Source organism: Haloarcula sp. JP-L23 (assembly GCF_011602445.1).
Classification (GTDB): domain Archaea; phylum Halobacteriota; class Halobacteria; order Halobacteriales; family Haloarculaceae; genus Haloarcula; species Haloarcula pellucida.
The window spans coordinates 26,051-51,153 of sequence record NZ_CP050015.1 but is presented as its reverse complement, the minus strand read 5'-3'; the positions used below and the strand labels follow the sequence as shown (position 1 = coordinate 51,153).

Annotated in this window: 23 protein-coding genes and 3 pseudogenes; 9 read left to right on the top strand and 17 right to left on the bottom strand. The window is 62.5% G+C overall.

All coding sequences use genetic code 11. The features are described from left to right. The first annotated feature begins 349 nt into the window (after positions 1–349). The gene (locus G9465_RS19015) at positions 350–1,153 is read left to right on the top strand and encodes a TrmB family transcriptional regulator (RefSeq protein WP_166973208.1); all 804 of its coding nucleotides are present in this window, start codon (positions 350–352) and stop codon (positions 1,151–1,153) included. Between the two features lie 144 nt (positions 1,154–1,297). Here G9465_RS19015 and G9465_RS19010 read toward each other — a convergent pair whose 3' ends face one another. After that, the gene (locus tag G9465_RS19010; protein WP_166973206.1) at positions 1,298–1,597 is read right to left on the bottom strand and encodes a HalOD1 output domain-containing protein; all 300 of its coding nucleotides are present in this window, start codon (positions 1,595–1,597) and stop codon (positions 1,298–1,300) included. A 410-nt stretch (positions 1,598–2,007) separates the two neighbouring features. Between G9465_RS19010 and G9465_RS19005 the strand changes: the two genes are divergently transcribed. Continuing rightward, positions 2,008–2,472 (top strand): nuclear transport factor 2 family protein, encoded by a 465-nt coding sequence (locus G9465_RS19005; protein ID WP_166973204.1) that lies wholly within the window; start codon positions 2,008–2,010, stop codon positions 2,470–2,472. A 214-nt stretch (positions 2,473–2,686) separates the two neighbouring features. Here G9465_RS19005 and G9465_RS19000 read toward each other — a convergent pair whose 3' ends face one another. Next, positions 2,687–3,928 carry a cation:proton antiporter gene (locus G9465_RS19000; RefSeq protein WP_166973202.1) on the bottom strand — a complete coding sequence of 414 codons (1,242 nt, stop codon included), beginning with the start codon at positions 3,926–3,928 and terminating at the stop codon, positions 2,687–2,689. A 22-nt stretch (positions 3,929–3,950) separates the two neighbouring features. Further along, entirely contained in the window at positions 3,951–4,520 is a 570-nt protein-coding gene (locus tag G9465_RS18995; RefSeq protein WP_227015802.1) for a diadenylate cyclase, read from the bottom strand. Positions 4,521–4,678: 158 nt separating this feature from the next. Between G9465_RS18995 and G9465_RS18990 the strand changes: the two genes are divergently transcribed. Further along, on the top strand, positions 4,679–4,897 hold the full coding sequence (locus G9465_RS18990; RefSeq protein WP_166973200.1) for a DUF1328 domain-containing protein: 219 nt from the start codon (positions 4,679–4,681) through the stop codon (positions 4,895–4,897). Positions 4,898–5,089: 192 nt separating this feature from the next. Here G9465_RS18990 and G9465_RS18985 read toward each other — a convergent pair. From G9465_RS18985 to G9465_RS18945, 9 genes and pseudogenes are all read right to left on the bottom strand, one after another. Continuing rightward, positions 5,090–5,367: pseudogene (locus tag G9465_RS18985) on the bottom strand (hypothetical protein); the annotation flags it as partial. Positions 5,368–5,411: 44 nt separating this feature from the next. Next, the gene (locus G9465_RS18980) at positions 5,412–6,470 is read right to left on the bottom strand and encodes a TrmB family transcriptional regulator (RefSeq protein WP_166973199.1); all 1,059 of its coding nucleotides are present in this window, start codon (positions 6,468–6,470) and stop codon (positions 5,412–5,414) included. Positions 6,471–6,607: 137 nt separating this feature from the next. Beyond that, positions 6,608–7,060 (bottom strand): universal stress protein, encoded by a 453-nt coding sequence (locus G9465_RS18975; RefSeq protein WP_166973197.1) that lies wholly within the window; start codon positions 7,058–7,060, stop codon positions 6,608–6,610. Beyond that, complete coding sequence (locus tag G9465_RS18970) at positions 7,057–7,278, bottom strand: hypothetical protein (protein WP_166973195.1); 222 nt, start codon at positions 7,276–7,278, stop codon at positions 7,057–7,059. Before G9465_RS18970 ends, G9465_RS18975 begins: the two co-directional genes overlap by 4 nt. Continuing rightward, entirely contained in the window at positions 7,275–8,432 is a 1,158-nt protein-coding gene (locus G9465_RS18965; RefSeq protein WP_166973193.1) for an ABC transporter ATP-binding protein, read from the bottom strand. Before G9465_RS18965 ends, G9465_RS18970 begins: the two co-directional genes overlap by 4 nt. Then, positions 8,429–9,481 carry an ABC transporter ATP-binding protein gene (locus tag G9465_RS18960; RefSeq protein WP_166973191.1) on the bottom strand — a complete coding sequence of 351 codons (1,053 nt, stop codon included), beginning with the start codon at positions 9,479–9,481 and terminating at the stop codon, positions 8,429–8,431. Before G9465_RS18960 ends, G9465_RS18965 begins: the two co-directional genes overlap by 4 nt. A gap of 2 nt (positions 9,482–9,483) precedes the next feature. Then, positions 9,484–10,626 (bottom strand): ABC transporter permease, encoded by a 1,143-nt coding sequence (locus tag G9465_RS18955; protein ID WP_227015801.1) that lies wholly within the window; start codon positions 10,624–10,626, stop codon positions 9,484–9,486. Next, entirely contained in the window at positions 10,613–11,623 is a 1,011-nt protein-coding gene (locus G9465_RS18950; protein ID WP_166973187.1) for an ABC transporter permease, read from the bottom strand. The genes G9465_RS18955 and G9465_RS18950 overlap by 14 nt, the downstream gene beginning before the upstream one ends. Positions 11,624–11,629: 6 nt before the next feature. After that, positions 11,630–13,423 (bottom strand): ABC transporter substrate-binding protein, encoded by a 1,794-nt coding sequence (locus G9465_RS18945; protein WP_227015800.1) that lies wholly within the window; start codon positions 13,421–13,423, stop codon positions 11,630–11,632. A 318-nt stretch (positions 13,424–13,741) separates the two neighbouring features. Between G9465_RS18945 and G9465_RS18940 the strand changes: the two genes are divergently transcribed. Continuing rightward, a complete protein-coding gene (locus G9465_RS18940; protein WP_166973183.1) occupies positions 13,742–15,478 on the top strand; it encodes an alpha-glucosidase in 1,737 nt (578 codons plus the stop codon). Positions 15,479–15,511: 33 nt separating this feature from the next. Next, positions 15,512–17,203: an alpha-glucosidase gene (locus G9465_RS18935; protein ID WP_166973181.1), complete on the top strand. Its 1,692-nt coding sequence runs from the start codon at positions 15,512–15,514 to the stop codon at positions 17,201–17,203. Between the two features lie 303 nt (positions 17,204–17,506). Here the strand turns inward: G9465_RS18935 and G9465_RS18930 are convergent, their stop codons facing one another. Further along, positions 17,507–18,148 (bottom strand): cysteine hydrolase family protein, encoded by a 642-nt coding sequence (locus tag G9465_RS18930; RefSeq protein ID WP_166973179.1) that lies wholly within the window; start codon positions 18,146–18,148, stop codon positions 17,507–17,509. 157 nt (positions 18,149–18,305) lie between these two features. On the opposite strand from G9465_RS18930, the gene G9465_RS26135 reads away from it, so the two are divergent. Further along, positions 18,306–18,428 carry a hypothetical protein gene (locus tag G9465_RS26135; protein WP_255491990.1) on the top strand — a complete coding sequence of 41 codons (123 nt, stop codon included), beginning with the start codon at positions 18,306–18,308 and terminating at the stop codon, positions 18,426–18,428. Between the two features lie 100 nt (positions 18,429–18,528). On the opposite strand, the gene G9465_RS18925 is transcribed toward G9465_RS26135, so the two are convergent. Next, positions 18,529–18,711: a hypothetical protein gene (locus G9465_RS18925; protein ID WP_166973177.1), complete on the bottom strand. Its 183-nt coding sequence runs from the start codon at positions 18,709–18,711 to the stop codon at positions 18,529–18,531. 194 nt (positions 18,712–18,905) lie between these two features. Here G9465_RS18925 and G9465_RS18920 point away from each other — a divergent pair, with 194 nt between their 5' ends. From G9465_RS18920 to G9465_RS25725, 3 genes and pseudogenes are all read left to right on the top strand, one after another. Further along, positions 18,906–19,193, top strand: a complete 288-nt coding sequence (locus G9465_RS18920) for an amphi-Trp domain-containing protein (protein ID WP_166973175.1) — start codon at positions 18,906–18,908, stop codon at positions 19,191–19,193. Positions 19,194–19,445: 252 nt separating this feature from the next. Next, positions 19,446–21,446 carry an SLC13 family permease gene (locus G9465_RS18915; protein ID WP_193571756.1) on the top strand — a complete coding sequence of 667 codons (2,001 nt, stop codon included), beginning with the start codon at positions 19,446–19,448 and terminating at the stop codon, positions 21,444–21,446. 56 nt (positions 21,447–21,502) lie between these two features. After that, positions 21,503–21,700, top strand: a pseudogene (locus G9465_RS25725) (hypothetical protein); the annotation flags it as partial. Between the two features lie 412 nt (positions 21,701–22,112). Here G9465_RS25725 and G9465_RS18905 read toward each other — a convergent pair. From G9465_RS18905 to ptsP, 3 genes and pseudogenes are all read right to left on the bottom strand, one after another. Next, positions 22,113–22,892 (bottom strand): annotated as a pseudogene (locus G9465_RS18905) (class I fructose-bisphosphate aldolase). Between the two features lie 84 nt (positions 22,893–22,976). Beyond that, positions 22,977–23,417, bottom strand: a complete 441-nt coding sequence (locus G9465_RS18900; protein ID WP_166973173.1) for a PTS fructose transporter subunit IIB — start codon at positions 23,415–23,417, stop codon at positions 22,977–22,979. Next, a complete protein-coding gene (ptsP, locus tag G9465_RS18895; protein ID WP_166973171.1) occupies positions 23,414–25,102 on the bottom strand; it encodes a phosphoenolpyruvate--protein phosphotransferase in 1,689 nt (562 codons plus the stop codon). The genes G9465_RS18900 and ptsP overlap by 4 nt, the downstream gene beginning before the upstream one ends. Between the last annotated feature and the right edge of the window lies 1 nt (position 25,103).

Sequence of the window (25,103 nt, the reverse complement as noted above, 5' to 3'; positions counted from 1 at the left end):
CGCGAGGTGGCCGGGGTCGCACGCAATAGCGAGTGGTTGGGACACAGTGTTGCACTGCGTGCTGGTTGTGAAGTATGGATTCCAACCAGATATAGATGTTGTGATTAAACGGGTGAAGAATCGATGCGGCGATTTCGCTCGCGTTCTATCGACCTGTTCTCCCGATGAATAGCTGTAACTCGGAGAGTTACAACACTTCACTCAATCCTTTTTATGGGTGGTATACCCTTTTTTCCGAAGTATCCGACGATATACGTGATGTATGAGTCATGATTCGAGTGACAACTTCTATCCGTCTCCCCGGTCAACTGTTAGTCTAATCCCGCTCAGACGGGACGGTTGGGACATAATGAGTGCATCTGACAACATAGACGAGGCGATCGAAGTACTCCAGCAACTCGGATTGAAGGAGTACGAGGCGCGGTGTTTCGTGGGCTTATCACAGTTAGAGACAGGGACAGCAAAAAAACTCAGCGAGATGACCGAAGTTCCCCGGACACGAGTGTACGACGCGATCCGGGTGCTGGAAGCACAGGGCTTGGTCGAAATTCACCATTCGAGTCCACAGCGATTCCGCGCGGTTTCTCTCGAAGAAGCGACCGAGACGTTACGCGACCAGTACGAGGCCCGCGTTGAGCGGCTCCACGACGCCCTCGACACAGTCGAAATCATCGATGAAGACGACGAGGCGCCTGTTCAACAAGTGTGGTCGATGTCCGGACACGACGGAATCGAAAACCGGACAGAAGAACTCATCGAGACGGCAACCGAGGAGATCGTTCTCGTGATCGGCGACGAGTCGCTGCTGACCAAGGACCTCGTCGCCACTCTCAACGAGGTGGGGAACGGCGTCGAGTTGCTCGTCGGTGCGGTAACGGAACCGCTGCAAGAGCAGATTCAAACGGCCGTCCCTGATGCCAAGACGTTCATCTCGGGCTTGGAGTGGTTACACGGCGAGGACGCCACCGAAGACGAGACAGCAATCGGCCGTCTGTTACTGATCGACCGCTCGACGATCCTCGTGAGTTCGATCATGCCGGAGACGAAAGACGAACAGGCGATTTTCGGCGAGGGATTCGGGAACGGTCTCGTCGTGATCGCCCGCCGACTCATGTCACAGGGGCTATTGACCCAGCGTGATCCCGCCTCGTGATACTGTCGGCTGTCATCACGTGAAGACGTATTCGACCATCTCGGGATTTGTGGCCGCAAGCCGACCGGAATCAGACACCATCGCTTCGAATATGTATAGCCGACAGTATGAGTCCTGGGAGGTCGTCTGGTAGCTTCCCTGTCATCAGATGCCGCTGTCGATGACGTCGGAACCGCGTTCGTCGCGGATTCGAGGGTCGATCGGGTGTAGCGTGAGGTACTCGCCATTCTCGACTGTGACGCAGCACTTGCTGTAGACGAACGTGAGACGGCCACCTGGTCGAGGGGTGCCGTCGTGCTGCGAATCGAACACGATATCCAACGCATCGGGATCGAGTACTTCCGAGAGCGGCCGAAGAGACCGGGGATCACGGCCTTCGACGGCGCTCACCGCACGCACCACGGCCCCACTTATCGATTCGCTTGCCCCAATCTCACACTCCATAGTACAGTGTCGTGGTAGGCAAGCAAAACCCATCCGGTTTTCACCCATATTATCAAAACGGTATCTGGGATTCGTCGGGGGTCTGCATTCGCCGACAACAAAACCCGAGGACGACGATGGGTTGTACCGATCGCAATTCCATGACAGCCGTAGCTTTGTACCGGTCCTTCGTGGACTGTCTCGGAGAAGTCCGGTACGGACTTATAGGGATTCCAAAAATTTCTGGATATCCGACCGACGTAGGTATCCATGGCTGATAGAACCGCCGTACTGAATACACCCCGCGTATTCAGCACGCTTCACGTCTGGTTGGTCGTGAGTCACTCAGTTGCTGGTAACACCATCGCAGCGTGAAAATGGTCCCATTCCACATGGGTGGGCGTCCTGTATGAGTATGGAGAGACCAGCACATGACACCATCACGTACCGAAGCAGACGAGCCTTCGAAGACCACCGCTGAAGACGACGTCCGAGCGGCATCCGACCAGTTCTATGATGCACTGGAAGAGATATTGAACGGGGATGCCAGTTCCATGGCGGACATCTGGTCACACGAGGACGACGTGACGACCATGCACCCGATCGGTGGACGGGAGGAGGGCTGGGACGCCGTCAGTGGGTCTATGGAGGGAGTCGCGGCAGCGTGTACGGATGGCACGGTCACCCGCACGGACCAGGTCATCCACGTCGTCGGCAACGGTGCGTACGAACTCTGCAACGAGTCGGCGTCGATGACCTTTGCGGGTGAACCGATCTCCCTGGAGCACCGGGCGACCAACGTCTACCGGAAGGAGAAGGGCGAGTGGAAGATCGTCCACCACCACGCCGATATCGACGCCGAGTTCGCCGAAAAAGCGGCGAACATGGGTGCCTGAGCGACCGACGAACGTACGTTCTCACGATCCGATGGCTGTTCCACCCTACCGAATAGACATCCTGTATTCACGGTTGAGTCGTGACGGCGTCTCCACAGTACGTGGCGACCGTGCTGAATACACCCTCGAGATCTCGCAAGCCGATTTCAGTGAGCCAGCATCCCGCCACGTTGGAACGTATGAAGACTTCTTCTGATCCCTATTACAGTAGATCTTATGATGGTACGTCGTCCGGAAGGTGCGCGAGCGCACGCCGGAGCAGTGGCGGCGTCATAACGGATGTGACGATGGCGACGAGCACGATAACGGCATAGATGGTGGGCGTGAGGATTCCGATTGCCAAGCCAAGGGCCGCCACGACGAGCTCCATCGCTCCGCGGGCGTTGAGGCCGATGGCGAGGCAGACAGTTTCTGCTCGGGAGAAGTCCGTAACTGTCGCTCCGAGTACCACGCCAAGTGCCTTTCCCAGCACAGCAACGGCGAGTGTGACGCCTGCGACCAGTAGCGTATCCAGCGTGAACAGTCCGCTCAGATCGACCCGCAACCCGGCCGTCGCAAAGAAGATGGGCGCGAACAGTCCGAGTGTCACCATCTGAAACACTCGTTCGGTCTCCCCGTCGAGCCGATTTCTCACGAGAACGCCCGCGAGGAACGCGCCGAGAACGGCTTCCAGTCCGAGTGCGAGCGAGCCACCGGCCATCGCAAGCCCGACGACGATGACGATCGAAAACCCGGTCAACACCGGCGAACGAACGTATGCGGTGACATCGAAGAGTGTACCGACGATTCGCGGGCCGAGAACAACAGCGACTCCGACGAATACTCCGAGGACGAGGAGCGTTCGACCGACTCCTAACGGGTCTATCTGCCCCGCACGAGCGATGTCAGAAACTATCGTGAGCGCAACCCATCCCACTGCATCGATGACGACAGCGACGGTAAGGGTGAGTTGGCCCACTGCTCGGTCTATCGCGTCGAGGTCGATAAGCACGCGTACGGCGACGGGGACCGCCGAGATGCTCAGCGCAGTCGCCAAGAACAGCGCGAACGGCAGTCGCTGCTCGGGAGTGACGAGGAATCTCGCGGGAAGAACCCATCCCAAGGCGAATCCCAAAAGGAACGGTACGACGGAGGCGCCGGTAGCGAGGGCTATCGTCGGTCGAACATATCGGCGTACCGTCTGAACGTCAACTTCCGTTCCAGCCAATACGAGGAGGAGAACGAGCCCGAGCGACGCGAGGGCTGCCAACCGGTCGGGAACCGGGACGACGATAGCCGTAACGCTCGGGGCGACTAATCCGAGAATCGAGGGGCCAAGCACCAATCCCGTGAGGAGCTCACCGACGACCGGTGCGAAGCCGAGTCGGTCAGCTACCATTCCAAGCGTATGCGCAACGGCCAAGACGAGCGTCATCCCGGCGAGAAAGGGAAGTAACAAGTCCGACTCAACGGCCATGAGTGTATTTACCCTCCGGTGGTCAATCACTCACTAGGGACACCGCTAGAGAATCCTCGAATGTGCCGTCGGTGAAAACCGTTACCCGGCCGTCCTCTTCGCTGAGTGTGACCGTCGCGACCACCTCCTTTCGAGTCGAGGTTTCCAGCGCGCTCATGTGACGGGCACCCATCCATCCTGCATAGGGAAGATCGTCGTGTCGTCGGCATTCAGCTGGAGAGAGTTGGTTGACTCGGACCATTGCCTCTTCGATCGTGCCGTCGTTGTGAACGACGATTGCGCCATCGCAGGACAACGCAACCTTCTGTGCAGCCTCAAGAAACACATCGGTCTCAGCAAAGACATTCCCACAGGCCTCGACCGGCCAGCGGTTCGTCCCCATTGGAGCCGCAAACTCGGTCATGGAGTCACGTTCGACGACGAAATAGAGCCCGGGTCCACGGGCGTAAGGGTCATCCCATCGCTCGAACCCGAGGCTGATGTCCTTGACGCACCCCTCGATCCGTTCGAGTATTGCGTCGATGTCTGCGCCATCAGATGTCTGCCCCGGCGTCGCAGAACTATGAATGGGATCAATCATTCCTTTCATCATACGGTTGTCGAGAGGATAGTAGCCCCGAATTTCCGAATGAGACGCTGTCCTGATTAACCGGGTGAATCACTGGTCCAGACGGACTCACCCGGTTAATCAAAAACAGAATGAGGATGAATACGTCGGGGGTTAAAATACTCGGGCGACGTATATGTGCTATGGTAACACTACACAGCGTTCTGGATAGTGCTGTCTCAGTCCAGACGGTACCGTTGCAGTTCGGGGGCGGTTTCATCGAGCTTGCAGTCCTCTTTTTGATACTCGCGATCGTCGCAGCGGTGCTCGGTGCTCGGGGGGTCGCTGGAGTCAGTATGGATATCGCGAAATGGCTCGTCATCATCTTCGTCGTTCTCGCTATTATCACGTTCATTCTGTAGACCCACCCCAACTGCTCTCGGTGATACACGCAACACTCGAACCGACGACTTGGAGACAGCGAAGCAGATGGCGTTCGCGTTCATGGACGAGTCCGTCGCCAGCGCGTGATACCCTCCGCGCCGTCGACGGCGGGATTCGCTCGCTGAAGCAAGATAGATGCGTACGATCACCGAACGTGGATCGGCCGGAACTTAGCTCCGCGTTTGACGAACGAACGCATCGAGTTCGGCTTCGATGCGTGTCGCGACGCGCTCGCTGTATTGCCAGAGCGCTGCGTTGCGTCGCTCTTCAGTCTCGTCGTCGAGACCGTCTCCCCACGGAACGGAGTCCTGAGTGATCTGTGGATGAGAGATACAGACGACGCCGAGTGAGCTATCCGAACTCGAAGTCACCGCCGTGTGGATTCCGTACTAATCGGTCCCGAGACACCGTCGCCGCCCTGTCGCTCCAGTTCCGAGTCGAGCGCGTCGCACCTCTATTGGTCGGCCGAAGCCCTTGACGACGGCCAGCCGGTCACGGGTTCGTTCGGAGCGTGACCGAGTTCGCCCTGTGGTCCTCGATAAACGCACCGGGACCACCGAAGCTCATGGTCCCGTCGATCGTCTCCAGATAGATGCTCACCTCCAGTGTGTGATTGTTTGTGGACGGTTCGACGAGTGCCTGCCTGACCTCTGTGACTCTGCCGGTTATCTCCTCGCCGTCGGTCGTCCGTATCTCGGCCCACAGTTCCGCCCCGGACTGGTAGTGGAGATACGCGTGGAACACGGCCCGGCGGAACCAGTCGAAGGTCGCGGGCAACGGCTCGGGTTCGGCGACATGGACTTCCGTCGACGCCGACCAGTAGGCGCTGAGGTAGAGGCCGGCCACGGCACCGGTGAGGTGTGGCTCTGAGACGACTACTGCAGTCCCCTCGGTGTTCGGCCCCGAGAGCAAGTCGGAATCGCCGATCATCGCCAATGCGTCGTTGTCGGCGACGTAGGCGAACGGGAGGGACGCCTTCCAGCAGCGGACAGCGTCGGCCACAGGTGCGACACGCTCGACGTCGAGGGCGTCGCTCTCGATGCCGCCGAGCAGAAGGAGCACATGCACGCCACGGTCACGAGCGTCCCGCAGTTCGTCGGCGATCTCCGAATAGACGCCTTCTGGGATAGCGAGCAAGAGTTCCGTCTCCGCGCGGGCAATCCCTTCTCTGAGTCGCTTGAGTCCCGTCTCGCGAGACTTCACTATCTGTATCTCCGGAGCCTGCGACGTCGGTTCCTCGAAGCGCTCCTCGAGGGACGGCGTGATGGATTCGAGGCGCGACGAAAGGGTCCCAATGGCCTCAGCGGGCGGACACGCTCGAATCACCGTCGGCGATGCGTGGTCCTTGACGCGGACGAGTCCGCGCTCCTCAAGACGTTCGGCGATGTTGTAGACCGCACGCTGGGTGACGCCAGCCTCGTCGGCGACGACGCTCGTGGGGGCTTCACCCTGAGAGAGGAGGGCGAGATAGGTATCTATCTCCGTATCGGAGAGACCGAAGAGGGCGAGTTCCTCTCGGAGTTCGCTGTCGTCAGGTTCGTCAGTCGTCATCAGTCGTCGACTTGTCGCTCATCGCTGATATAGTTGGTTGAGGGCGGTCGTCTGTAGGGTTCGGTACGTCTTCGAGCAGCCGCCGTTACGGAAGATTCGAGGCGAAAGCCTCGGCCTCCTTCAGCGCGGGGAGTATCTCAATCCATCGAGACGGTCACATAGCCGTCGAAGTTCAGGAGGACCTGTTGAGTCCGGTCCCCGAACACCGATTTGCCGGTCGGAGAGCGTTTGTATCCGGGGACGAAGACGTGGTCACAGCCGGTTCGCTCAGCGGCGCCGAGTATCGCGTTCGCTTGGTCGCGCTCGTCTTCGACCAGCGGATGGACCTCGTACTCGACAGTGTCGCCGAGTATCTCGGCTGCGAGGTCAGCCGTCGCTCCCGAGACTGCTTCGAGAACCGCACCCTCGTCGTAACTCGTGTGCTCGGCGTCACCGATCGCTTCGAGCGTCGACGCGGCCTCGTCGTACTCCTCGGGTGTCGCGAGCGCCACGACCACGAGGGCGGTCTCGGCGCCGACGGCGAATTCGCGTGCGGAATCCAGTAACGATCGGTCGCGGTCCACGTCCTCGACGACGACCAGCGCGGTCATTGGTGCCCGCCCGTCGTCCCGTCGAACAGTTCCTCGAATGGGTCCCAGTCGTAGTGGAGGAACGCAGCCGATCCCAGACCGACCACGCCGAGCATGGCCGCGCTCAGGAGTGTGACAGCGAAAGTCGCGGTCCCCGGTTCGACGAACGGCATCGCCAGCGCCAGCACGCCCAGCAGTGTCACACTCGTACCGAAGAACGCCTGCCAAACGGGCCTCATCGGCCGTCACCTTCGACGTCGGGCGTCGTCGTGTCCTCGGTGCCCGCCAGTGGCTCACTGTTCCAGTACTCGTGGTTCGGGTCCGTGCGGTGACAGGCCACACAGCGGGCGCCCGGCGCGGCGTTCTCAGCATCGAGGTCCGGGGCCGAGTGTTTGCACGCCTCTCGGGCCTCCGGACAGCGCGTGTGGAATCCACATCCTGACGGTGGGTCGACGGGGTCCGGGATGTCTATCGAGCGGACCGGCGGATCGACCATCTCCTGCTCGCTCGGGTCCAGATCGGCGGTCGCCCACCGCAGCACCTTCGAGTAGGGGTGTTGCGGGTCGTTCAGCACTTCGTCGGGCGGACCGATCTCGACGATCTCGCCGAGGTACATGATGCCGATTCGCCCGCCGGCCTTCTCCGCGAGGTAGCGCGCGTTCGACAGCGTGTGCGAGATGAACACGAACGACGTGTTGAACTGCGCTTGCAGTTCCAGGAGCAGGTCCATCGTCTCCACTCGCAGCGAGACGTCCAGCGCCGAAACCGCCTCGTCTGCGAGGATAACGTCCGGGTTCATCAACAGCGTCCGGACCAGCGCGACCCGCTGTTGCTCCCCGCCCGATAACTGGTGGGGATAGCGATGCGCGTAGTCCTGCGGGGGTTCCATGCCGACACGGTCCAGAAGCGCGAAGATACGCGCCCGGCGGTCCTCGGTGGACATCTCCGGGTCCCAGCGTTCCAGCGGCGCCTCCAGCGAGGTCAGCACCTTCCGGTTGGGATTCAGTGCTGCCCCGGGGTCTTGATGGATCATCTGCAGGGCCTTTCGGATGTCCCCGTGGGGAATCGCCACGTCACCGACGCCGTCCTTGGCGTCCCAGACGTCCTGACCGCGGTAGGAGACGCTCCCCTCGGTGGGGCGCTGGACACCGATGATGGTCTTGCCCAGTGTCGTCTTCCCACAGCCCGATTCGCCGACCAGCGCGAGCACGTCGTTCTCGGGGATGTCGATGGAGACGTCGTTGACGGCCTTCACGCGGCGGGGTTCGTTGAACAGCGAGTCGACGATCCCCTGTTTCTCGTCGAAGTGAACCGAGACGTTCTCTAAGCTCATCACCACGTCGTCGGTCCCGGTAGCGGACCGCCCGACTGGCGAACTCGCATGCCCGCTCATGCGTCGACCACCCCCGGTTCCAGCGCGACGGCCTCCTCGGCCTCGTCGTGGTGGAAACAGGCCGTCCGCTGGTCGTCGGCCACGTCGAACCACGGCGGTTGCTCCTGATGGCACTCCTCGGTCGCGAGCGGACACCGCGGCGCGTAGTGACAGCCGTTCGGTGCGTGGGCCGGATTCGGTGCTGTCCCCTCGATGGGCTGCATCGTCGAGAGCGGGGCGTCCAGGTTGGGTACTGCCTTCAGCAGCGCCCGCGTGTACGGGTGCTGTGAGTTGCTGACGACCTGCTCAGTAGACCCGACCTCCGCCAGTTCGAAGGCGTAGAGGATCGCCAGTCGGTCGGCCAGCCCCGCCACCAACGGGAGGTCGTGCGTGATGAACAGTATCGAGAGGTCGTATTTCTGCTTGATGTCGTCGAGCAGGCTGAGAATCGAGCGCTGCATCAGCAGGTCCAGCGCTGCCGTCGGTTCGTCCATCAACAGTACCTCGGGTTCGAGGATCAGGCTCAGTGCGATGAGCGCACGCTGGCTCATCCCGCCCGACAGTTCATGCGAATACGAGTCCAGCACCCGATCGGGGTCGAGGTACAGGTCAGACAGCAGTTCGCAGGCTCGCTCCATCCCTTCTTCAACGTCGTAGTCGTGCGCTCTCAGCGTCTCCTCGAAGTGCCCCCGGATCGTCATCGTGGGGTTGAACGAGGAGAGCGCGCCCTGGAACACCATCGAGATCTCCTCCCAACGCAGCGCCCGCAGTTCCTCGTCGGAGAGGTCGAGCACGTTGACCGGGGCGGCGTCGGACTCGGGGTAGTACCGGACTTCGCCGGTGGTGATACCGGGTTCCTCAACGGCATCCATCATCGCGTTGGCCAGCATCGACTTGCCCGAGCCTGACTCGCCGACGACACCGAGTATCTCGCCCCGTCGGAGGTCGATACTCACGTCGTCCAGTACCATCGCGTCGCGGTTCTCCAGGTCGTACGTGACGCTGACGTTCCGGACCTCCACGATGGGGTCCGACGCGTCGCGCCCGGTTTCGTGTCTCTCTCGTGGCATGGTCACAGTCCTCCAGTGGTCGCCGTCGAGTCGTCCTCGCTGTCACCGCCGCCGACGGTCTCGGCGTGGCGGGCACGGACCCGCGGGTTGAATATCCGGTCGGCGCCCTGGGCCAGCAGCGTCAGTCCCAGCCCGAGGACGATGATGGTCAACATCGGCAGCAACAGCCAGTGGAACGCGGCCATCGACGAGGTCGCACCCGCACGGTTCACGGCCGCGTTCATCATCACACCCCAGTTGACGTTATTGTACGGCAGCACGCCCAGGAAGTACAGACCCACCGACCCGAAGATGACCGCTCGGGCCTGCTGGACGAAGTTCATCGTGATGTAGGGCATCAGGTTTGGGACGATGTCGCCGACCACGATGGTCGACGTGTCCATCCCCATGATGCGCGACGCCTCGACGTACTCGGCGTCGCGCAGGGTCAGGACTTGCGAGCGGATGGCCCGTGCCAGCCCTGCCCACGCGTTCACCGTGATGAGCACGCCGATGACGGCCGGGTTACCCTTGATCTGGAGGGCGGCCGCCAGCACGATGGTCAGCGGCAGTCCGGGAATCGTCATCATCACGTCCGAGATAGTCATCAGAGCGCTGTCGATGCGGCCGCCCTTGTAGCCGGCGAGGGTGCCCAGCGTTGTCCCGAGGACGGCCGTGAACACCGCGCCCGAGGCGATCATGAGCAGCATCGACGGCGTGGCGTGGACGATCTGTGAGAGGATGCTCGTCCCCGAAGCGGTCGTCCCGAGCGGGTACGAAAGCGACCGGAACGCGCCGACCAGCAGCGGACCCTGGTTGGGGCTGGGCTTGGCGACGACGAGCGGACCGACCGTCCCCATCAGCAGGTACAGCGACACGATGACCAGCCCGGTCCGGGCACGCCAGTCGTCCCAGACGATACGAGCCGGCGCCAGCAAGCTCTCTTCGATCCACTGGCGGCGGCGCTCGGTGTCGGTTAGCGATGCGTCGGCGACGGCGTCGAATTCCGAGGCGGCCGTCCCGCCGTCGGTGGCGACCGGTTCTTCGCAGGCGCGGCCGGTGATGGCCTGTTCGTCCAGATCGACGTCGGTGTCCGCGTCGGCATCCACGGCGTCGACGAGCGGGTCCCGCTCGTCGGACAGCTCGGTGTCGTCAGTACGCTTCACGGGACTCACCTCCGCTGGCCCGCGGGTCGAGCCATCCATAGGTCAGGTCCGCGATAGTGATGCCGACGACCATCGCGACCGTGATAAGGATGAACCCGCCCATCATCAGCGGGTAGTCGCGGGCGTTGATGGCCTGGATGAGGTAGAACCCCACGCCCGGATACGCGAAGATGTTTTCGATGATTACCGCGCCGCCGAAGACGGTCCCGATGGCGATCATCAGGCCCGTGTACATCGGCAGAATGGCGTTGCGCGCGACGTACCGGATGGCGATGCGCCGCGTGGGGAGTCCGCGCAAACGAGCGACCCGGAGGTAGTCCTCACCCAGCACACGGATGCTGTTGCCACGCATCGAGAGCGCCCAACCGCCGAAGCCGACGACGGCCATCGACAGGATGGGCAAAATTCCGTGGTACAGCACGCTCATCAGGAACGGGACGTTGAGTCCCGGCGTCAACTCGGAGGCGTAGCGCCCGCCGGTCGGGAACAACTGGAACTGATAGCCCAGGAAGGCGATGAGTAGCAGCGCGACCACGTAACTGGGCGTGGAGTTGAGCACGAGACCGACGCCCGTGCTAGTGACGTCGAAGGTCGACCCTTCCTTGTAGGCCATGAACGCACCGAGCGAGACCCCGACGGTGAACGTCAAGAACAGCGCTGACGCTGTCAGGAACACGGTCCACGGGATGGCCGGGCCGATAACGCTCGCGACGGGCTCCTCGTACCAGATAGATCGACCGAAGTCTCCCTGCACGATGGAGGTCATGTAGTCGACGTACTGGACGTACACTGGCTCGTCGACGGCGATGTTGGTCTGTGCGGCGATGCGCCGGTTGATCTCGGCCGCCGAGAGATCGCCGCCACCTTGCTGGATCATCTGGGCCCGCAAGTAGTCGAGGGGCCCACCCGGGAGCAGACGGACGAGACCGAAACTGGCCGAGACCACCACGAAGACGGTGAGCACCGACCGGCCCAGACGTTTCAGTATGTAGCTCATCTATCGTTAGTTATTGCCCGTCGAGAGTTGCGCAACGAGGTCGGCCGGTGCGACGCTCTCGCCGTCACGCAGGTCGTCGTGTAACACCGGCGATTCGAACTCGCTGGGGGAGTTCCAGTAGTTCTTCGCGCTGTGGCTGTCGTACAGGAACTTGTAGTGGAAGTACGGGTACGACTGGTTGTACGACGCCCAGCCCTGCAGGCCGACGACGAAGTCCCCGTTGGAGTAGTCTTTCCCCCAGTAGGTGGAGCTGTCCTTCATCACGGACTCGGCCTTGATACCGAAATCCTTGAGCTGGGAGACGGCCGTCTGGGCGCCGGCGACCCAGTCGGAGAACCCGGAGGGGCCCTTGATCGGGATGTGGAGCGGCTCGCCGCCCTTCTGCCACGTGCCGTTTTGCTTCTCGTAGCCGGCGTCTTCTAGGAGCGCCGCGGCCTTCTCGGTCTGGGACTCGGCCCGACCGTACGTCTCGAACTTGTCGGTGACGCCTTTCAGCCACGTCCCTTCGACCTGATCGCTGAACTCGCTGGTGAGGCCGCTGGGGTACGTGACCGCGATCTTCGAGCGGGTGCCGGCACCGGAGTTCTTCGCGACCGACTCGCGGTTGATGACGTGAGCGATGGCCTTGCGGACGCGCACGTCGTTTACCGGCTCGCGCTCGTGGTTGAACAGGAGACCGAGTCCCCAGTGGCGCGGAATAAGCGTTGTCTGGACGGAGTCGGGGAGCTGGTTCAGTTTGTTCCGAGGCATGAACAGCGTGGCCGACCCGTCGGTCTCGTTGTTGATGAGGCCGTTCCAGCGGCTCTGGTTCGACGGCTTGTAGAGGTACTCTATTTCGGGGAAGTTGATGTTGCCCGCATCGGGGTGGTCCTCGAACTTCGAGACCAGTGTGCGCTGGCTGTCTGCGTTCTCGAACTTGAACGGACCGCAGCCGATGGGGTCCGGGACAGTCTTACTCGACAGCTCGCCGATAATGACAGAACGCTCTTTGTCCGAACCGGCCTCGTCGAGTCGCGTCACGAACTCGCCGTAGGTACCCTCGTGGGCCGCGAGATACTTCGGCTGCAGATACGCTAGCAGGATGTCCTCGTTGACCGGCCCGGCCAGCGACAGTTCGACAGTCCGCTCGTCGCTGGCGGTGACGCGGTCGGCGACAGCGCCCTTGTCCTCGGGTGCGACGAATTCGCCGAGATTGCCGCCGTTATAGATGTCGAGTTTGATCTGGTTGGCCACATCCGTCGCGGTGGCCGGCGATCCGTCGTGCCAGGTCTGCCCCTCACGGACGGTCAGGGTGAACGTCTGCCCGTCGAGTGCCCAGTCGGAGATCAGATAGCCCGTGTACTCCTGGGAGTCGAGGTTGTACTTCATGAACCGGTCGAAGAGCGTCCTACGCGGTTCGGCGAAGTTCTTGGTGTTCCACGGGTTGTACTGTGAATCCGACGGGACGGCCCACTGGGCCAGCGTCAACCGCTCGACGTCACCGGAGGCCGTCCACTCGCCCTCCCGAGGCAGCCAGTCGGTCGGCCAGTAGGTCTGCATCTTCGAACTGTCCTTCGAGGGGACGTTCCAGTTGTCGGTCGTCTGGAACGACTGAGCCAGCTTCTCCTGCAGGGGCAACACCGGGAGCGTCTGGTTCGTCACGTATGCGAGTTCCTGTATCAGCGCGAGCGTCTCGTCGTCTAGCTCGACGGTGGGCGCCGAGTCGTCGACGCTGCTGTGGTCGGTCGAGTTCCCGTTCTGTGTCGCCTGCCGGCCGCCACAGCCCGCCAGCCCCGCAGTAAGGCCTGCCGCACTGATCATCTCTACGAACCGCCGCCGTGAGAATGACTCACGTCCGTTATTATTCACCATATTCCATCTGCAGTTGTTACCCCCGGTACAATTAAAGTTCTGGTAGAAGTGGTTCTTCAAGATTCTAATCTTTAAGTGGGGGGACGATGATGAGGGACACACGGCCAGCAGCGCAGAAAAACTCGATACCTATCTACCAATGCTATCGAAACAGACCGTCGATCGGCCCCGAAACGTACCGAAACCGGCCCATGAGTACCGACCAACCACGGTACGCACGCCCGACGTGCGCACCAGATCCGAGGGTGTAGACGCCCATGGTGCGGTATGAGCCAGTCAATAACCCACGAAGAAGCCGACAGACAGTGGTGGAACGAGGCAGTCGTCTACCAGATTTATCCCCGATCGTTCAACGACAGCGACGGCGATGGCATCGGTGATCTCCGGGGTATCATCGAGAAAGTCGACTATCTCGATGCTCTCGATGTCGACGCCGTCTGGCTCTGTCCCGTCTACGAGTCCCCGCAAGCGGACAACGGCTACGACATCAGCGACTACCGCTCGATACACCACGCCTACGGCGACATGGACGATTGGCGAGAACTCCTCGACGCACTCCACGAGCGCGACATCCGCCTCATCATGGACCTGGTCGTCAACCATACGTCAGACGAACACGAGTGGTTCCAGCAGTCCCGTCGGCGCGAGGGGGCGTTCGAGGACTACTACATCTGGCGCGACGGCCGGCCGGCCCAGGAGGCCGACTACGACACCGCCGACGGCCCCGCCGACGAGGTCGCACCCAACAACTGGGAGTCGGTCTTTGGCGGGCCCGCGTGGGCGTACGACGAGACCCGCGGCCAATGGTACCTCCACCTATTCGACGAGGAACAACCGGACCTGAACTGGCGCAATCCCGACGTCCGCGAGTCCGTCTACGAGATGATGAACTGGTGGCTCTCGCAGGGCATCGACGGGTTCCGGATGGACGTCATCAACCTGATCTCGAAGACGGAGGGCCTGCCCGACGGCGACGCAGAATCGGGGCAGACCGGTGCAAAACACTTCATCAACGGCCCGAACGTCCACAACTACCTCCAGGAGATGAACGACGAGGTGCTCTCGGACGACTCGCTCCTGACCGTCGGGGAGACGCCCGGCGCCCGCGTCGGCGACGCCCGGCAGTACGTCGGTCCAGACGGCGACGGTCTCTCGATGGTGTTCCAGTTTGAACACGTTACGCTCGACCACGACGAGCACAAGTGGGACGCCGGCGACTGGTCGCTCGTCGAGTTCAAAGAAATCCTCTCGAAGTGGCAGAACGGCCTCGCGGACGACGGGTGGAACAGTCTCTACCTCAACAACCACGATCAGCCTCGGATGGTTTCTCGCTTCGGCGACGATGGCGAGTACCGTACGGAGAGTGCGAAACTGCTCGGAACGCTCACGCACACACTCCAGGGAACTCCCTTCATCTACCAAGGCGAGGAACTCGGGATGACCAACGCTGAGTTCGCGTCTCCCGAGGAACTCCGGGACGTCGAGGCGCTGAACTTCGTCGAGGAGGCTATCGAAGACGGGGACGCAGCGTCCTACGACGACGTCCGGGACGCCATCGAGTACGTGGGGCGGGACAACGCTCGCACGCCGATGCAGTGGGACGACTCCGAGCACGCCGGATTCACCGACGGAGAGCCGTGGATCGACTGCAACTCGAACTACGAGACGGTCAACGTCGAACGCGCCCGCGCGAACGAGGACTCCGTCTGGCACTACTACCGCGACCTCATCGAACTCCGCGAAGAGCACGATGTCCTCGTCTACGGCGAGTTCTCTCTCCTCTGTCCCGAGGATCCTTCCGTCTTCGCCTACACGCGCACGCTCGATGAGGAGCGCGGCCTCGTGGTACTCAACTTCGAAGCCGAGCCAGTCGAGTTCGAGGTGCCCGAAGGCGTCGAGCTCGACGGACTCGAACTGGCCATCGCGAACGCCGACGTCCCGACGACGCCGCGGCCGTCGTTCGAACTCGGCCCGTACGAAGCTCGCGTCTATCTCACCCCGTAACGCCACACGTAGACGAAACACCCGACCACGACAATGACTCAACACGCTTCACAGACACGACGCACAGACATCGACAGACAGTGGTGGAAGGAGGCAGTCGTCTACCAGATCTACCCGCGCAGTTTCAACGACAGCGATGGCGACGGCGTCGGTGACCTACAAGGTATCACCGAGAAAGCGGACTATCTCGACGACCTCGGCGTCGACGTCGTCTGGTTGTGCCCAGTGTACGAGTCGCCGAACGCCGACAACGGCTACGACATCAGCGACTACCGCTCGATTATGGACGAGTTCGGAACGATGGCCGACTGGGAGGCCCTCCTGTATGCGCTCCACGAGCGCGACATCCGCCTCATCATGGATCTGGTTGTGAACCACACCTCCAAGCAACACGAGTGGTTCCAGCAGTCCCGTCGTCGCGAGGACGGCTACGACGACTACTATCACTGGGTGGACGGTACCCCCAGCGAGCCCCCGAACAACTGGGAGTCGATTTTCGGCGGTCCCGCCTGGACCTACGATGACGAACGGGGCCAATGGTACCTCCATCTCTTCGACCCCGAACAGCCCGATCTCAACTGGCGCAACCCCGAGGTCCGAGACGCCGTCACGGAGGCTGTCACGTGGTGGCTGGAGAAGGGCATCGACGGCTTCCGCCTCGACGCCATCGACCACCTCTCGAAATCTGACAGCTACCCCGACGGGGACCCGGATTCGCCGATTGTCGGGATAGAGCACTTCAGCCACGGCCCTCGCCTCCCCGAGTATCTTGACGAACTCTCGGCGGCGTTCGAGGGCTACGACACCATGACCGTCGGTGAGATGGGCGGCGCGGACATCGAGCAAGTCGACGACTACACCGGTGAAGACGGGGTCGACATGATCTTCCAGTTCGATCACATGGGTGTCAGCGTCGGGCCGAACGGACGGTGGGACCCGACACAGTTCGGCGAGTGGGAACTCACGGACCTCAAGGAAGTTATCAGCCAGCAACAGGACGTGATCGACTGGCCCTCTCTGTTCTTCGGGAACCACGACCAACCTCGTCTCGTCTCGCACTTTGGCGACGACGAGACCTACCGCACAGAGAGTGCGACGCTCATCGCAACCTTCCTGTTGACGCTTCGAGGCACCCCTTATATCTATCAGGGCGAGGAAATCGGGATGACGAACACCGAGTTCGACAGCCTCGAAGCGATCGACGATCCGATGACCGTCGGTATCGTCGAGGATCTCATTGCGGACGGTGTCGTCGACTCCTACGAGGAGGTCCGGGACCTCGTCGACTATCAGAGCCGCGACCACGCCCGTACGCCGATGCAGTGGGACGACTCCAAGAACGCCGGCTTCACTGCCGACGACCCTTGGTTCGACGTCAACGACAACTCCGACGAGATCAATGTTGCATCGGCGTTGGCCGACACTGACTCCATCTGGCACCACTACGAGACGCTCATCGATCTCCGCCACAGCGAGGACGTACTGGTGTACGGCGACTACGACCTGCTGTTGCCCGACCACGACCAGTTCTACGCCTACACGCGGACGCTCGAAAACGAGACGACGCTGGTCGTCCTCAACTGGTCGGACGAGTGTTCGACCTTCGACTGTCCGTCGGTCCCGACCGCCGACGCGAACGTTGTCGTCAGCAACTACGACGATACCCCATCCGACCCCACCGGTCACGAGTTCCGACCGTACGAAGCGGTCGTCTACCAACTGTGACTCGCCTCGGGATCTGACCCCGGGGCGGTTCACGGAAACGGAACCACGTCACGAATAGCCCGTGCGGCCCGCCGTCCCAGCCACGCGTTTGTCGGACATGCTCACACCACTCACCGGGCGCTTCACAAGGCGTTTCGTCGAGCCGGAACACTTCAGCATCGTCGACAGACGAAGCGTCACGCGGCACCACGGCGACGGCGCTTTCGTGGCGGTCCCGGTAGTGCGTGGCGTCGACGCCGACGAAGAACGGGCAGCGGCTCAGTACAGGGCAGGGACGTCTCGTTCGGACCGGGTTACCGCATACTACTCTGTCATCCAATCGACGATGTCCTCAGTCTCTTTGACGGCGACTCCGATGTCCTCCAGTTCCCGTACCCCTCGTTCGTACACTCCGGATGTCGCGTCGGGAACGAAGACGATTCGGTAATCACGTTCGCTCGCCTCGTAGATCGTCGTTCGCGGGCAGTTCGGGAAGTTACAGCCACACACGACGATGGTGTCTACTGAGCGAGTATCGAGAAAGTCGGTTAGATCCGTTCGATGGAATGCGCTCCAGCGAGGCTTGTACATCACGTGTTCGTTGGGCCCGAATTCCTGAAAATCGCCGTTCAACAGCCGGTCTGCGTCGAGGCGCATGTCTGTCGAGGGTTTCAACTCAGCGACTAGCTCCGCGCCATCAGTCCCGGGTCGAACGATAGCCGCTCCGGCTTCGATATCCGCTCGTCTGCACCGGTCGACGTTCGAGCCGTCTGCTTCGTACAACCGGACGACGTGGACGATTGGAGCCTGCCGGGTACGGAACAGTTCGACGAGCCGTTGCATCTGTGGCACCGCCTCACCAGTCCCATCGATTTCAGCAGGGGCACCGGCCAACGTGAAGTCATTTTGCGTGTCGATGGTGAGCAACGCCGCACTGTCTCGGTGGGGGCGGATGTACTCATTCATACGCTGACATCAGCGCCGCTGTTATTGAGCGTTCGGTACGCTTCAGTTCACACACCTACTGAGCAGGTGATTCACCCCAACAGCCCCGAGATCAATCTTCTTGGGAACTGTTCTATGACTCCTGTACGTCGAGACAGCTACCGGGCGAGAGTGACAGATGTGTCGTTGCGACGTCGCCGACGCTATACAGCAGGACCGTGGCGACCGCAACCCATCGTTCGACTTCGGGCGCGGCACGTTCGATTCGCTCGGTCGGGACGGCGTCGAGGACACTGCTTGAGTGGGCGGACGTACACTCACACCGCTAGAAAAGCTCCCTACGGTTCGGATGCACAGCCGCCCGCTAACCAACATGCGGGCCCGAACCCCGCGAGTGTTGGTTAGACCGTCGCCACCACGACCGTGAACCGGCCCTGCCGCGGCGTCGGCCGAAGCGTCAGCCCGGTGAGCGCCAGCTCCCGACAGACGGCAGGCGGCACGCTCTCGCTGTCGACCACCGCCTCCAGCGTCCAGTTGTCGTGGGGACTATCGGCGGGCGCGACGACGTCGACGGCCTCGGCCATCGCAGTCCCCGGCGGAGACCGTCCACGAGCGACCTGCCTGCCGGGTCGGAACGGGTGAAAATCCTCGGTACACCGGGTACCTACGAGGTCGACTGGTGGAGCCTGAGGAAATCACCCATCTGGCTTAGCCGACGGATTCCCGTTGTAAGATTGAGAGGACCACTTATCCGAGTAGGGAGTGTAGGTGAGAGTGTATGCCTGAAGATGTCTTGTTCAAATCCGAGAGTTCCCAGAGCCGGGACGAAATCGCGTCGTACCTCCGGAACGTCGCCGAAAAGCTCGAACAGGGAGGTTCGATCACGCTGAAGGCAGGGTCAGAGTCCGTCACGATGGATCCCCCGGCACGGCCAACGTTCGAAGTCAAAGCCGAACGCGAAGGGCCGGTCGATGGCCCTGGAGAGCTGAGCATCGAGTTCGAACTCGAGTGGGACGAACACAGCGAGGACGCTGCGGGCGGCTCAGGTAGTCTCGAGATCGAATAGCACCTAGATCGCCGCAGTTCACTGTGCGACCTCGGCCGCGTGATGGACGAATGTGGCTGCGTGTTCGCTGCCGTCAACCGGGAGCAGAACGGAATCGGGCATGTCACTACCGGCCGCTACGGCGAACAGTTACGAAGCAGCCCCCACGGCACGTCCCTCGTCGTGTCGATGGACGCCACCTGCGTTCGGCGACGGAGCGACGAGAACCTACTACTATGTGGGCCCCACTAGAACCCATACACAGTTGATTCGGTGACGAAGGTACTACACGATCTCGCACTGGCGACACCGACATTCCTCCAGCAACTCCCGGTAGCGCTGCCTGTTTCTCCCGACGTGTTTGTCGTGCTTGCCGTCGTCGCCGTCGCGCTCGTCCTGTTCGTTCTCCAACCGGTCTCGATCGACACGACTGCCATCGCGTTGATGGTCGCGCTGATCCTCCTCGGTCCCTGGACGGGCGTCTCCCCAGAGGAAGGCGTGTCAGGGTTCTCGAACCCGGCGACGCTCACTGTGCTGGCGATGTTCATCCTCAGCGAGGGCGTTCGACAGACCGGCGTCATCCAGATCCTCACCCAGAAGATGGAGTCGTTCGCGGGCGACAGTGAATTCCGACAGCTCCTCGCGACGGTCGGACTGTCCGGTCCGTCGGCGGGCTTCGTCAACAACACGCCCATCGTCGCAGTACTCATCCCCGCCGTCATGAACCTCGCCCGGAAGACCGGGACCTCGCCGTCGAAGCTGCTGATTCCGCTGTCGTTCGCGTCGATGATGGGCGGGACGCTCACCGTCATCGGAACATCGACAAACCTGCTTGCGAGCGATATCTGGGCGCAGATCGGTCCGACCGGCGAACCGTTCTCACTGTTCGAGTTCACGCAACTGGGGGCCGTCGTACTGGCCGTCGGTCTCGTCTATCTACTGACCGTGGGGCGATACCTCACACCGGCCCGGATCACCGCCGAGGGATCCCCCACAGACCAGTTCGGGATGGCCGACTACCTAACCGACGTCGTCGTGCACGAAGACTCCGATCTCGTCGGGTCGCAGGTGCGAGAGCTGCGACGCGGTGACCTCGACTTGGACGTGTTCCAGATCGTGCGCAACGGCCGCAGCATCGTCCGCGGCCTCCCGAGCGAGCGGATCCGCGCCGGCGACATCCTCTCCGTGAGAGCGAGCCAGGAGACGCTCGAACAGGTCATCGGGGACGACCACCTCGATCTCCTGCCGGAACTCCTCGACGCCGCAGACGACGGGCACGAATCGCTCCCCGAAGGATTCGTGCCGGAACACCACGCGTGGAACCAGCCACCGGCAGCAGCCGACGCCAACCCGACGGCTGATGAGAACGATGAAAACGAAGACGAAGGGGACGGCAACGCGGAAGCAGATGATGCCAACGTGGAAACCTCGCTCACGGAGGTCGTGTTGCTCCCCGGGGCGTGGTTGAACAGACGGAACGGCGTCGCCGGATTCGAGCGCGATTACGACGCGACCGTGCTTGCCGTCCGACGGGGGAACGAAGTGATTCGCCAGCGTCTCCGGGACGTGCGCCTGCAGGGCGGTGACGTGTTGCTCGTCCAGACGAGCGAGGACGTTCTCGACCGACTTCGGGCAGACAACAATATCGTCGTCTCCAGTGACGGGCGCTGGGAGGAGTTCGACCGGCGGCAGATTCCCATCGCGCTGGGCATCGTCGCCGGCGTCGTCGGGCTGGCCGCCCTCGAGTACCTCCCCATCATGGTCAGCGCCCTTGCCGGTGTCGTGGCGATGCTGTTTTCAGGCATCCTCCGTCCCGCGGACGCTTACGAGGCCGTCGACTGGGACGTCATATTCCTGCTCGCGGGCGTCATTCCCCTGGGTATCGCGTTCGAGGCGTCCGGGACGGCGGACCTCATCGCGACGGGGATCGTCGCCGGGAGCGCCGTGTTGTCACCAATCGCGATGCTCGCGGCGTTCTATCTCGGCACCGCGATCATCACGGAGATGGTGAGCAACAACGCCAGCGTCGTGTTGATGCTCCCGATCGCCGTCGAGGTCGCGGGGCAACTCGGCGTCAACGCTTTCGCGTTCGCCCTCGCGGTGACGTTCGCCGCCAGCACGCCGCTGCTCAGTCCGGTCGGTTACCAGACGAACCTCATGGTCTATGGGCCTGGCGGGTACAAATTCACCGACTTCGCGCGCGTCGGTGCGCCGCTCCAACTCATCCTGACCGTCGTCACGACGGCCGGCATCGCGTTCTTTTGGGGACTGTAGCACGACGGAGCCAAGATCCTAACGGGCGTCGAGATGAGGTCCGTTTTTTCTGCGCCGGCGAGCGGTTCCAGAAGCGGTACTTCGACGACTGGCTGGGCTGGCACGAGACCACCGTCCCTCGACGGACCGTTCGAGACGCGCTCATCACCCAGCTCACTCGGTCGGCATCCCCGACGGCAGAGCCGAATTGCGACGCTCTAGCTAGCGATCCAGACACGTTCACGGTCAAGCCAGTTCGAGAACTCCAGACACCGTCGTGCGACTTCTTCCCCAACACTTCGGACCAGTTCCCATCTCGTGTTGGTTACGACGTGTTGCTATCCCGATTTCTGTATTTTGGAAAAGGAATACAGGTCGAAAGATGAGACCTCGACTTCCCTGTCGGGGTCTCTCGAAATCAAACTCCGGAAACCAGCCATCAGCTGTCGGATATACATATACTGCCTAAGTTAGCAAGTATCAATTCGGTGGATGGTGAGTTCCCGTCGGACGAAAAATCACAACCGTGTTTAATTTCCCCGTACAACCGACAAACCCGATTCCTGACTCGTTCGAGGGAGGTTCTCCCTGAGAACGGCATTCAGTGAAAGCAACGTTCTCACGTTGGTTTGATAGCGGACGGTTCGATGCGACTTCGACGCCCTCAGGCTCGGTGGCTACTCGTGCTTACAGCACGTCTTCGACGGCCGCTTCCTCGAAGACGACCCCTTCTAACTTATCGAGGATGTCGTATGGGTCGTCACGCTGCCAGACGTTGCGGCCGACGGCCAGCCCGAGACGCCGACGTCCATGCAGTCGGCGACGAGTTCGAGGAAGTCGCGGTCCGACGTTTTCGAGCCACCGGAGAGCAGGACGCGGTTGTCGGCGGCGGCGTCGACGGCGTGGGCCATCGCGTCCTTGCTCCGGGGTATTTCACCTTCGTGAAGTCAGCGCCCAGTTCGAGGCCGATGCGGGCGGCGTAGGCGATGATGTCGCGGCTCCGGTGTTCCTTGACGGCCTGTCCGCGCGGGTACGACCACATCGCGATTGGGAGGTCGTGGTCGCGGGCCGCCTCCTGAACCGGCCGGAAGTCCTCGAACATCTCGGGCTCTTTGTTCACGCCGGGGTAGATGGTGTAGCCGATGGCGTCGGCGCCCAGTTCGGCGGCGTACTCGACCGACCAGTTGTGGGGCGAGTAGGGTTCGCCCATCCAGAGGTCCGAGCCGCCGTTGAGCTTCGCGAGGAGGTTCACGTCGTCCTCGTAGCTGGGGTAGTAGGTCTCTGCGAGTCCTTTGCCGACCGCCAGCGCCGTGACGGCGTCGTGGGTCGCCATCTCGAACACTTCGCGGGGTCGAGGCGCTCCTCGACGCCGCTGAACTGCTTCGGCCCGTGTTCGAGGCCGTGGTCGTGTGCCAGTACGATCGTCTTGTCGTTGCGAACGAGTGGTGAGTCGGTGAGGTACTGCATCGGTTTGGTGGGTACGTGTGGACTGTCTGTCACTGTCCCGCCAGAGCTCCGCGGACGGTGCGCTGGCCGTGACGGATCGGTAACTTACGTGAACAGGCGCTTCAGTCGGTTGGCGAGGCTCTTCGAGCGGTCGCCACCGCGGCGACGCTGGGGCTCGGTGGTGTCGTCGGCCTCGCTCGCGCCGCTCGTCTCGGACGTGTCTCTCTCGGCGTCACCGCCAGCGGTCTCGACGGCCGCTTCGAGCAGGCCCTCGACGTCGTTGACGGCGTCCTTGACGGTCCCCTTGACGACGGGGACGTTCGCGTCCTCGAAGCGGTCGCGGTTGACGGACGTGTCGGCCGCGATGATGGCGGCGTCGGCCGCTTCGATGTCGGCCGCGGAGAGTTCGTTCTCCGCACCCATGGCACCCTGAATCTCGACTTCGATGTCGTGACCCTGTTCGGCTGCGGTCTGTTCTAAGTTCTCTGCTGCCATCTGGCTGTGTGCGATGCCTGTCGGGCACGCGGTTACTGCGACGAATTTCATGTGTCTTGAATGATGGTCTGGACTGCACTGCGCGTTGCGGCGAGGCGAGCGTTGTCGGCACGCTCGCTCGCGGTGCTGTACTCGGTCTCGCTGACTTCGGTCTTCACGTCGGGGATGGTGACGGCGCTCATGCTGAGTTCGTCCAACCCGAGACCGACGAGCAGTTCCGTCAGGTCGGGGTCGCCGGCCATCTCACCGCACATCCCGACCCACGCGTCTGCCGCGTGGGCCCGTGCTACCGTTCGGTGAATGGCCCGCACGACGCCGGGGTAGGTCGGGTCGTGTAGGTCGCCGACGCGCTCGTTCTCGCGGTCGGCGGCCATCACGTACTGCGTGAGGTCGTTCGTCCCGATGGAGAGGAAGTCGACGCGCGCCGCGAGTTCGTCGGCCACGAACACGGCGCCGGGCGTCTCTATCATCACGCCCAGCGACGGCCGCTCGTAGGCGACGCCCCGGTCGTCGAGGTCCGCGGCCGCCGAGTCGACGGCGTCGAGCGCCGCTTCCAGTTCCTCGACGGTGGCGACCAGCGGGAACATGACGTTCAGTTCGCCGGCGCCGTCGGCCGCCGCCCGCAGGAGTGCCCGGAGTTGGGTCGCAAAGAGGCCCGAGTCCGGGTCCAGCGAGCGACGAATTCCCCGCTCGCCGAGGAAGGGGTTCTCCTCCTCGGGGAGGTCGAGATACGGGATACGCTTGTCGCCACCGATGTCGAGCGTGCGTACGACGACGCGTCCGTCGGGGAACGTGTCCAGCGCGTCGCGGACGGCCTCGTACTGCTCGTCCTCCGAGGGGGGCGACTCTCGGTCGAGGAAGAGGAACTCGGTCCGGAACAGGCCGACGCCGTCGGCCCCGCGGTCGGCAGCGGCCGACAACTCCTCGGGTCGACCGACGTTCGCCGCGACTTCGACGTGGTGCCCATCGGTCGTCTCGACGGCTTCGTCGACGACTGCAGCACCGGTATCGGCGGCCGCCGCCTCACGTTCGTCCTCGTCGGGGCCGACCAGTAGCGTGCCGGCGTCACCGTCGACGACGACTTCGGTCCCCCCCGCGACGTCGTCGAGCGCATCACCGACGCCGACGATGGCCGGCAGCGCGAGCGACCGGGCGAAGATGGCCGCGTGGGAGGTCCGACCACCGGTCACGGTCGCGAATCCGGCGACCGTGTCGGGGTCCAGTTGCGCCGTGTCGCTGGGCGTCAGCCGTTCAGCGAGGACGACGCTGCCCTCGGGAACCTGTCCGAGGTTGACACGCTCGCTGTCGGTCAACACTCGCAGGAGGCGGTCACGGACGTCCCGGAGGTCGTCCGCTCGCTCGGCCATCCGGCCGTCCATCCCCTCGAACTGCTCGATGTGCTCGCCGAAGGCGTTGTCGACGGCGTTCGCGGCGGGCAGGCCGTCAGCGATGCTCGTCTCGACAGCGTCCTCGATGGTCGGGTCTTCGAGGAACTGAATGTGCGCGTCGAAGACGGCGGCCTCGTCCTCGCCGACGCGGTCGGCGGTCGCCGCGCGTTCGGCTTCGAGTTCGGCGCGGGCCGTCTCGACGGCGGCAGCGAACTGCTCGCTCTCGGCGTCGCGGTCGACGGTCACGTCCTCGGGGTCGGGGAGCGTGACTTCTGGGTCGTACCAGACGACAGTACCGAGGCCGGAGCGCGGCGTGGCACCGGTTCCGTGGAGGGTTCGGTCTGCCATC

Bases quoted from the DNA above. Each gene is read 5' to 3' on its own strand.
- G9465_RS18970 (WP_166973195.1), bottom strand. From the start codon at position 7,278: ATGAGGCCCGTTTGGCAGGCGTTCTTCGGTACGAGTGTGACACTGCTG.
- G9465_RS26135 (WP_255491990.1), top strand. From the start codon at position 18,306: ATGTGTCGTTGCGACGTCGCCGACGCTATACAGCAGGACCGTGGCGAC.
- G9465_RS18995 (WP_227015802.1), bottom strand. From the start codon at position 4,520: ATGATGAAAGGAATGATTGATCCCATTCATAGTTCTGCGACGCCGGGG.
- ptsP (WP_166973171.1), bottom strand. From the start codon at position 25,102: ATGGCAGACCGAACCCTCCACGGAACCGGTGCCACGCCGCGCTCCGGC.
- G9465_RS18945 (WP_227015800.1), bottom strand. From the start codon at position 13,423: ATGATCAGTGCGGCAGGCCTTACTGCGGGGCTGGCGGGCTGTGGCGGC.
- G9465_RS18930 (WP_166973179.1), bottom strand. From the start codon at position 18,148: ATGAATGAGTACATCCGCCCCCACCGAGACAGTGCGGCGTTGCTCACC.
- G9465_RS18950 (WP_166973187.1), bottom strand. From the start codon at position 11,623: ATGAGCTACATACTGAAACGTCTGGGCCGGTCGGTGCTCACCGTCTTC.
- G9465_RS18990 (WP_166973200.1), top strand. From the start codon at position 4,679: ATGGTAACACTACACAGCGTTCTGGATAGTGCTGTCTCAGTCCAGACG.
- G9465_RS18940 (WP_166973183.1), top strand. From the start codon at position 13,742: ATGAGCCAGTCAATAACCCACGAAGAAGCCGACAGACAGTGGTGGAAC.
- G9465_RS18980 (WP_166973199.1), bottom strand. From the start codon at position 6,470: ATGACGACTGACGAACCTGACGACAGCGAACTCCGAGAGGAACTCGCC.
- G9465_RS18900 (WP_166973173.1), bottom strand. From the start codon at position 23,417: ATGAAATTCGTCGCAGTAACCGCGTGCCCGACAGGCATCGCACACAGC.
- G9465_RS18935 (WP_166973181.1), top strand. From the start codon at position 15,512: ATGACTCAACACGCTTCACAGACACGACGCACAGACATCGACAGACAG.
- G9465_RS19005 (WP_166973204.1), top strand. From the start codon at position 2,008: ATGACACCATCACGTACCGAAGCAGACGAGCCTTCGAAGACCACCGCT.
- G9465_RS18925 (WP_166973177.1), bottom strand. From the start codon at position 18,711: ATGGCCGAGGCCGTCGACGTCGTCGCGCCCGCCGATAGTCCCCACGAC.
- G9465_RS19015 (WP_166973208.1), top strand. From the start codon at position 350: ATGAGTGCATCTGACAACATAGACGAGGCGATCGAAGTACTCCAGCAA.
- G9465_RS18965 (WP_166973193.1), bottom strand. From the start codon at position 8,432: ATGAGCGGGCATGCGAGTTCGCCAGTCGGGCGGTCCGCTACCGGGACC.
- G9465_RS19010 (WP_166973206.1), bottom strand. From the start codon at position 1,597: ATGGAGTGTGAGATTGGGGCAAGCGAATCGATAAGTGGGGCCGTGGTG.
- G9465_RS18920 (WP_166973175.1), top strand. From the start codon at position 18,906: ATGCCTGAAGATGTCTTGTTCAAATCCGAGAGTTCCCAGAGCCGGGAC.
- G9465_RS18960 (WP_166973191.1), bottom strand. From the start codon at position 9,481: ATGCCACGAGAGAGACACGAAACCGGGCGCGACGCGTCGGACCCCATC.
- G9465_RS18975 (WP_166973197.1), bottom strand. From the start codon at position 7,060: ATGACCGCGCTGGTCGTCGTCGAGGACGTGGACCGCGACCGATCGTTA.
- G9465_RS19000 (WP_166973202.1), bottom strand. From the start codon at position 3,928: ATGGCCGTTGAGTCGGACTTGTTACTTCCCTTTCTCGCCGGGATGACG.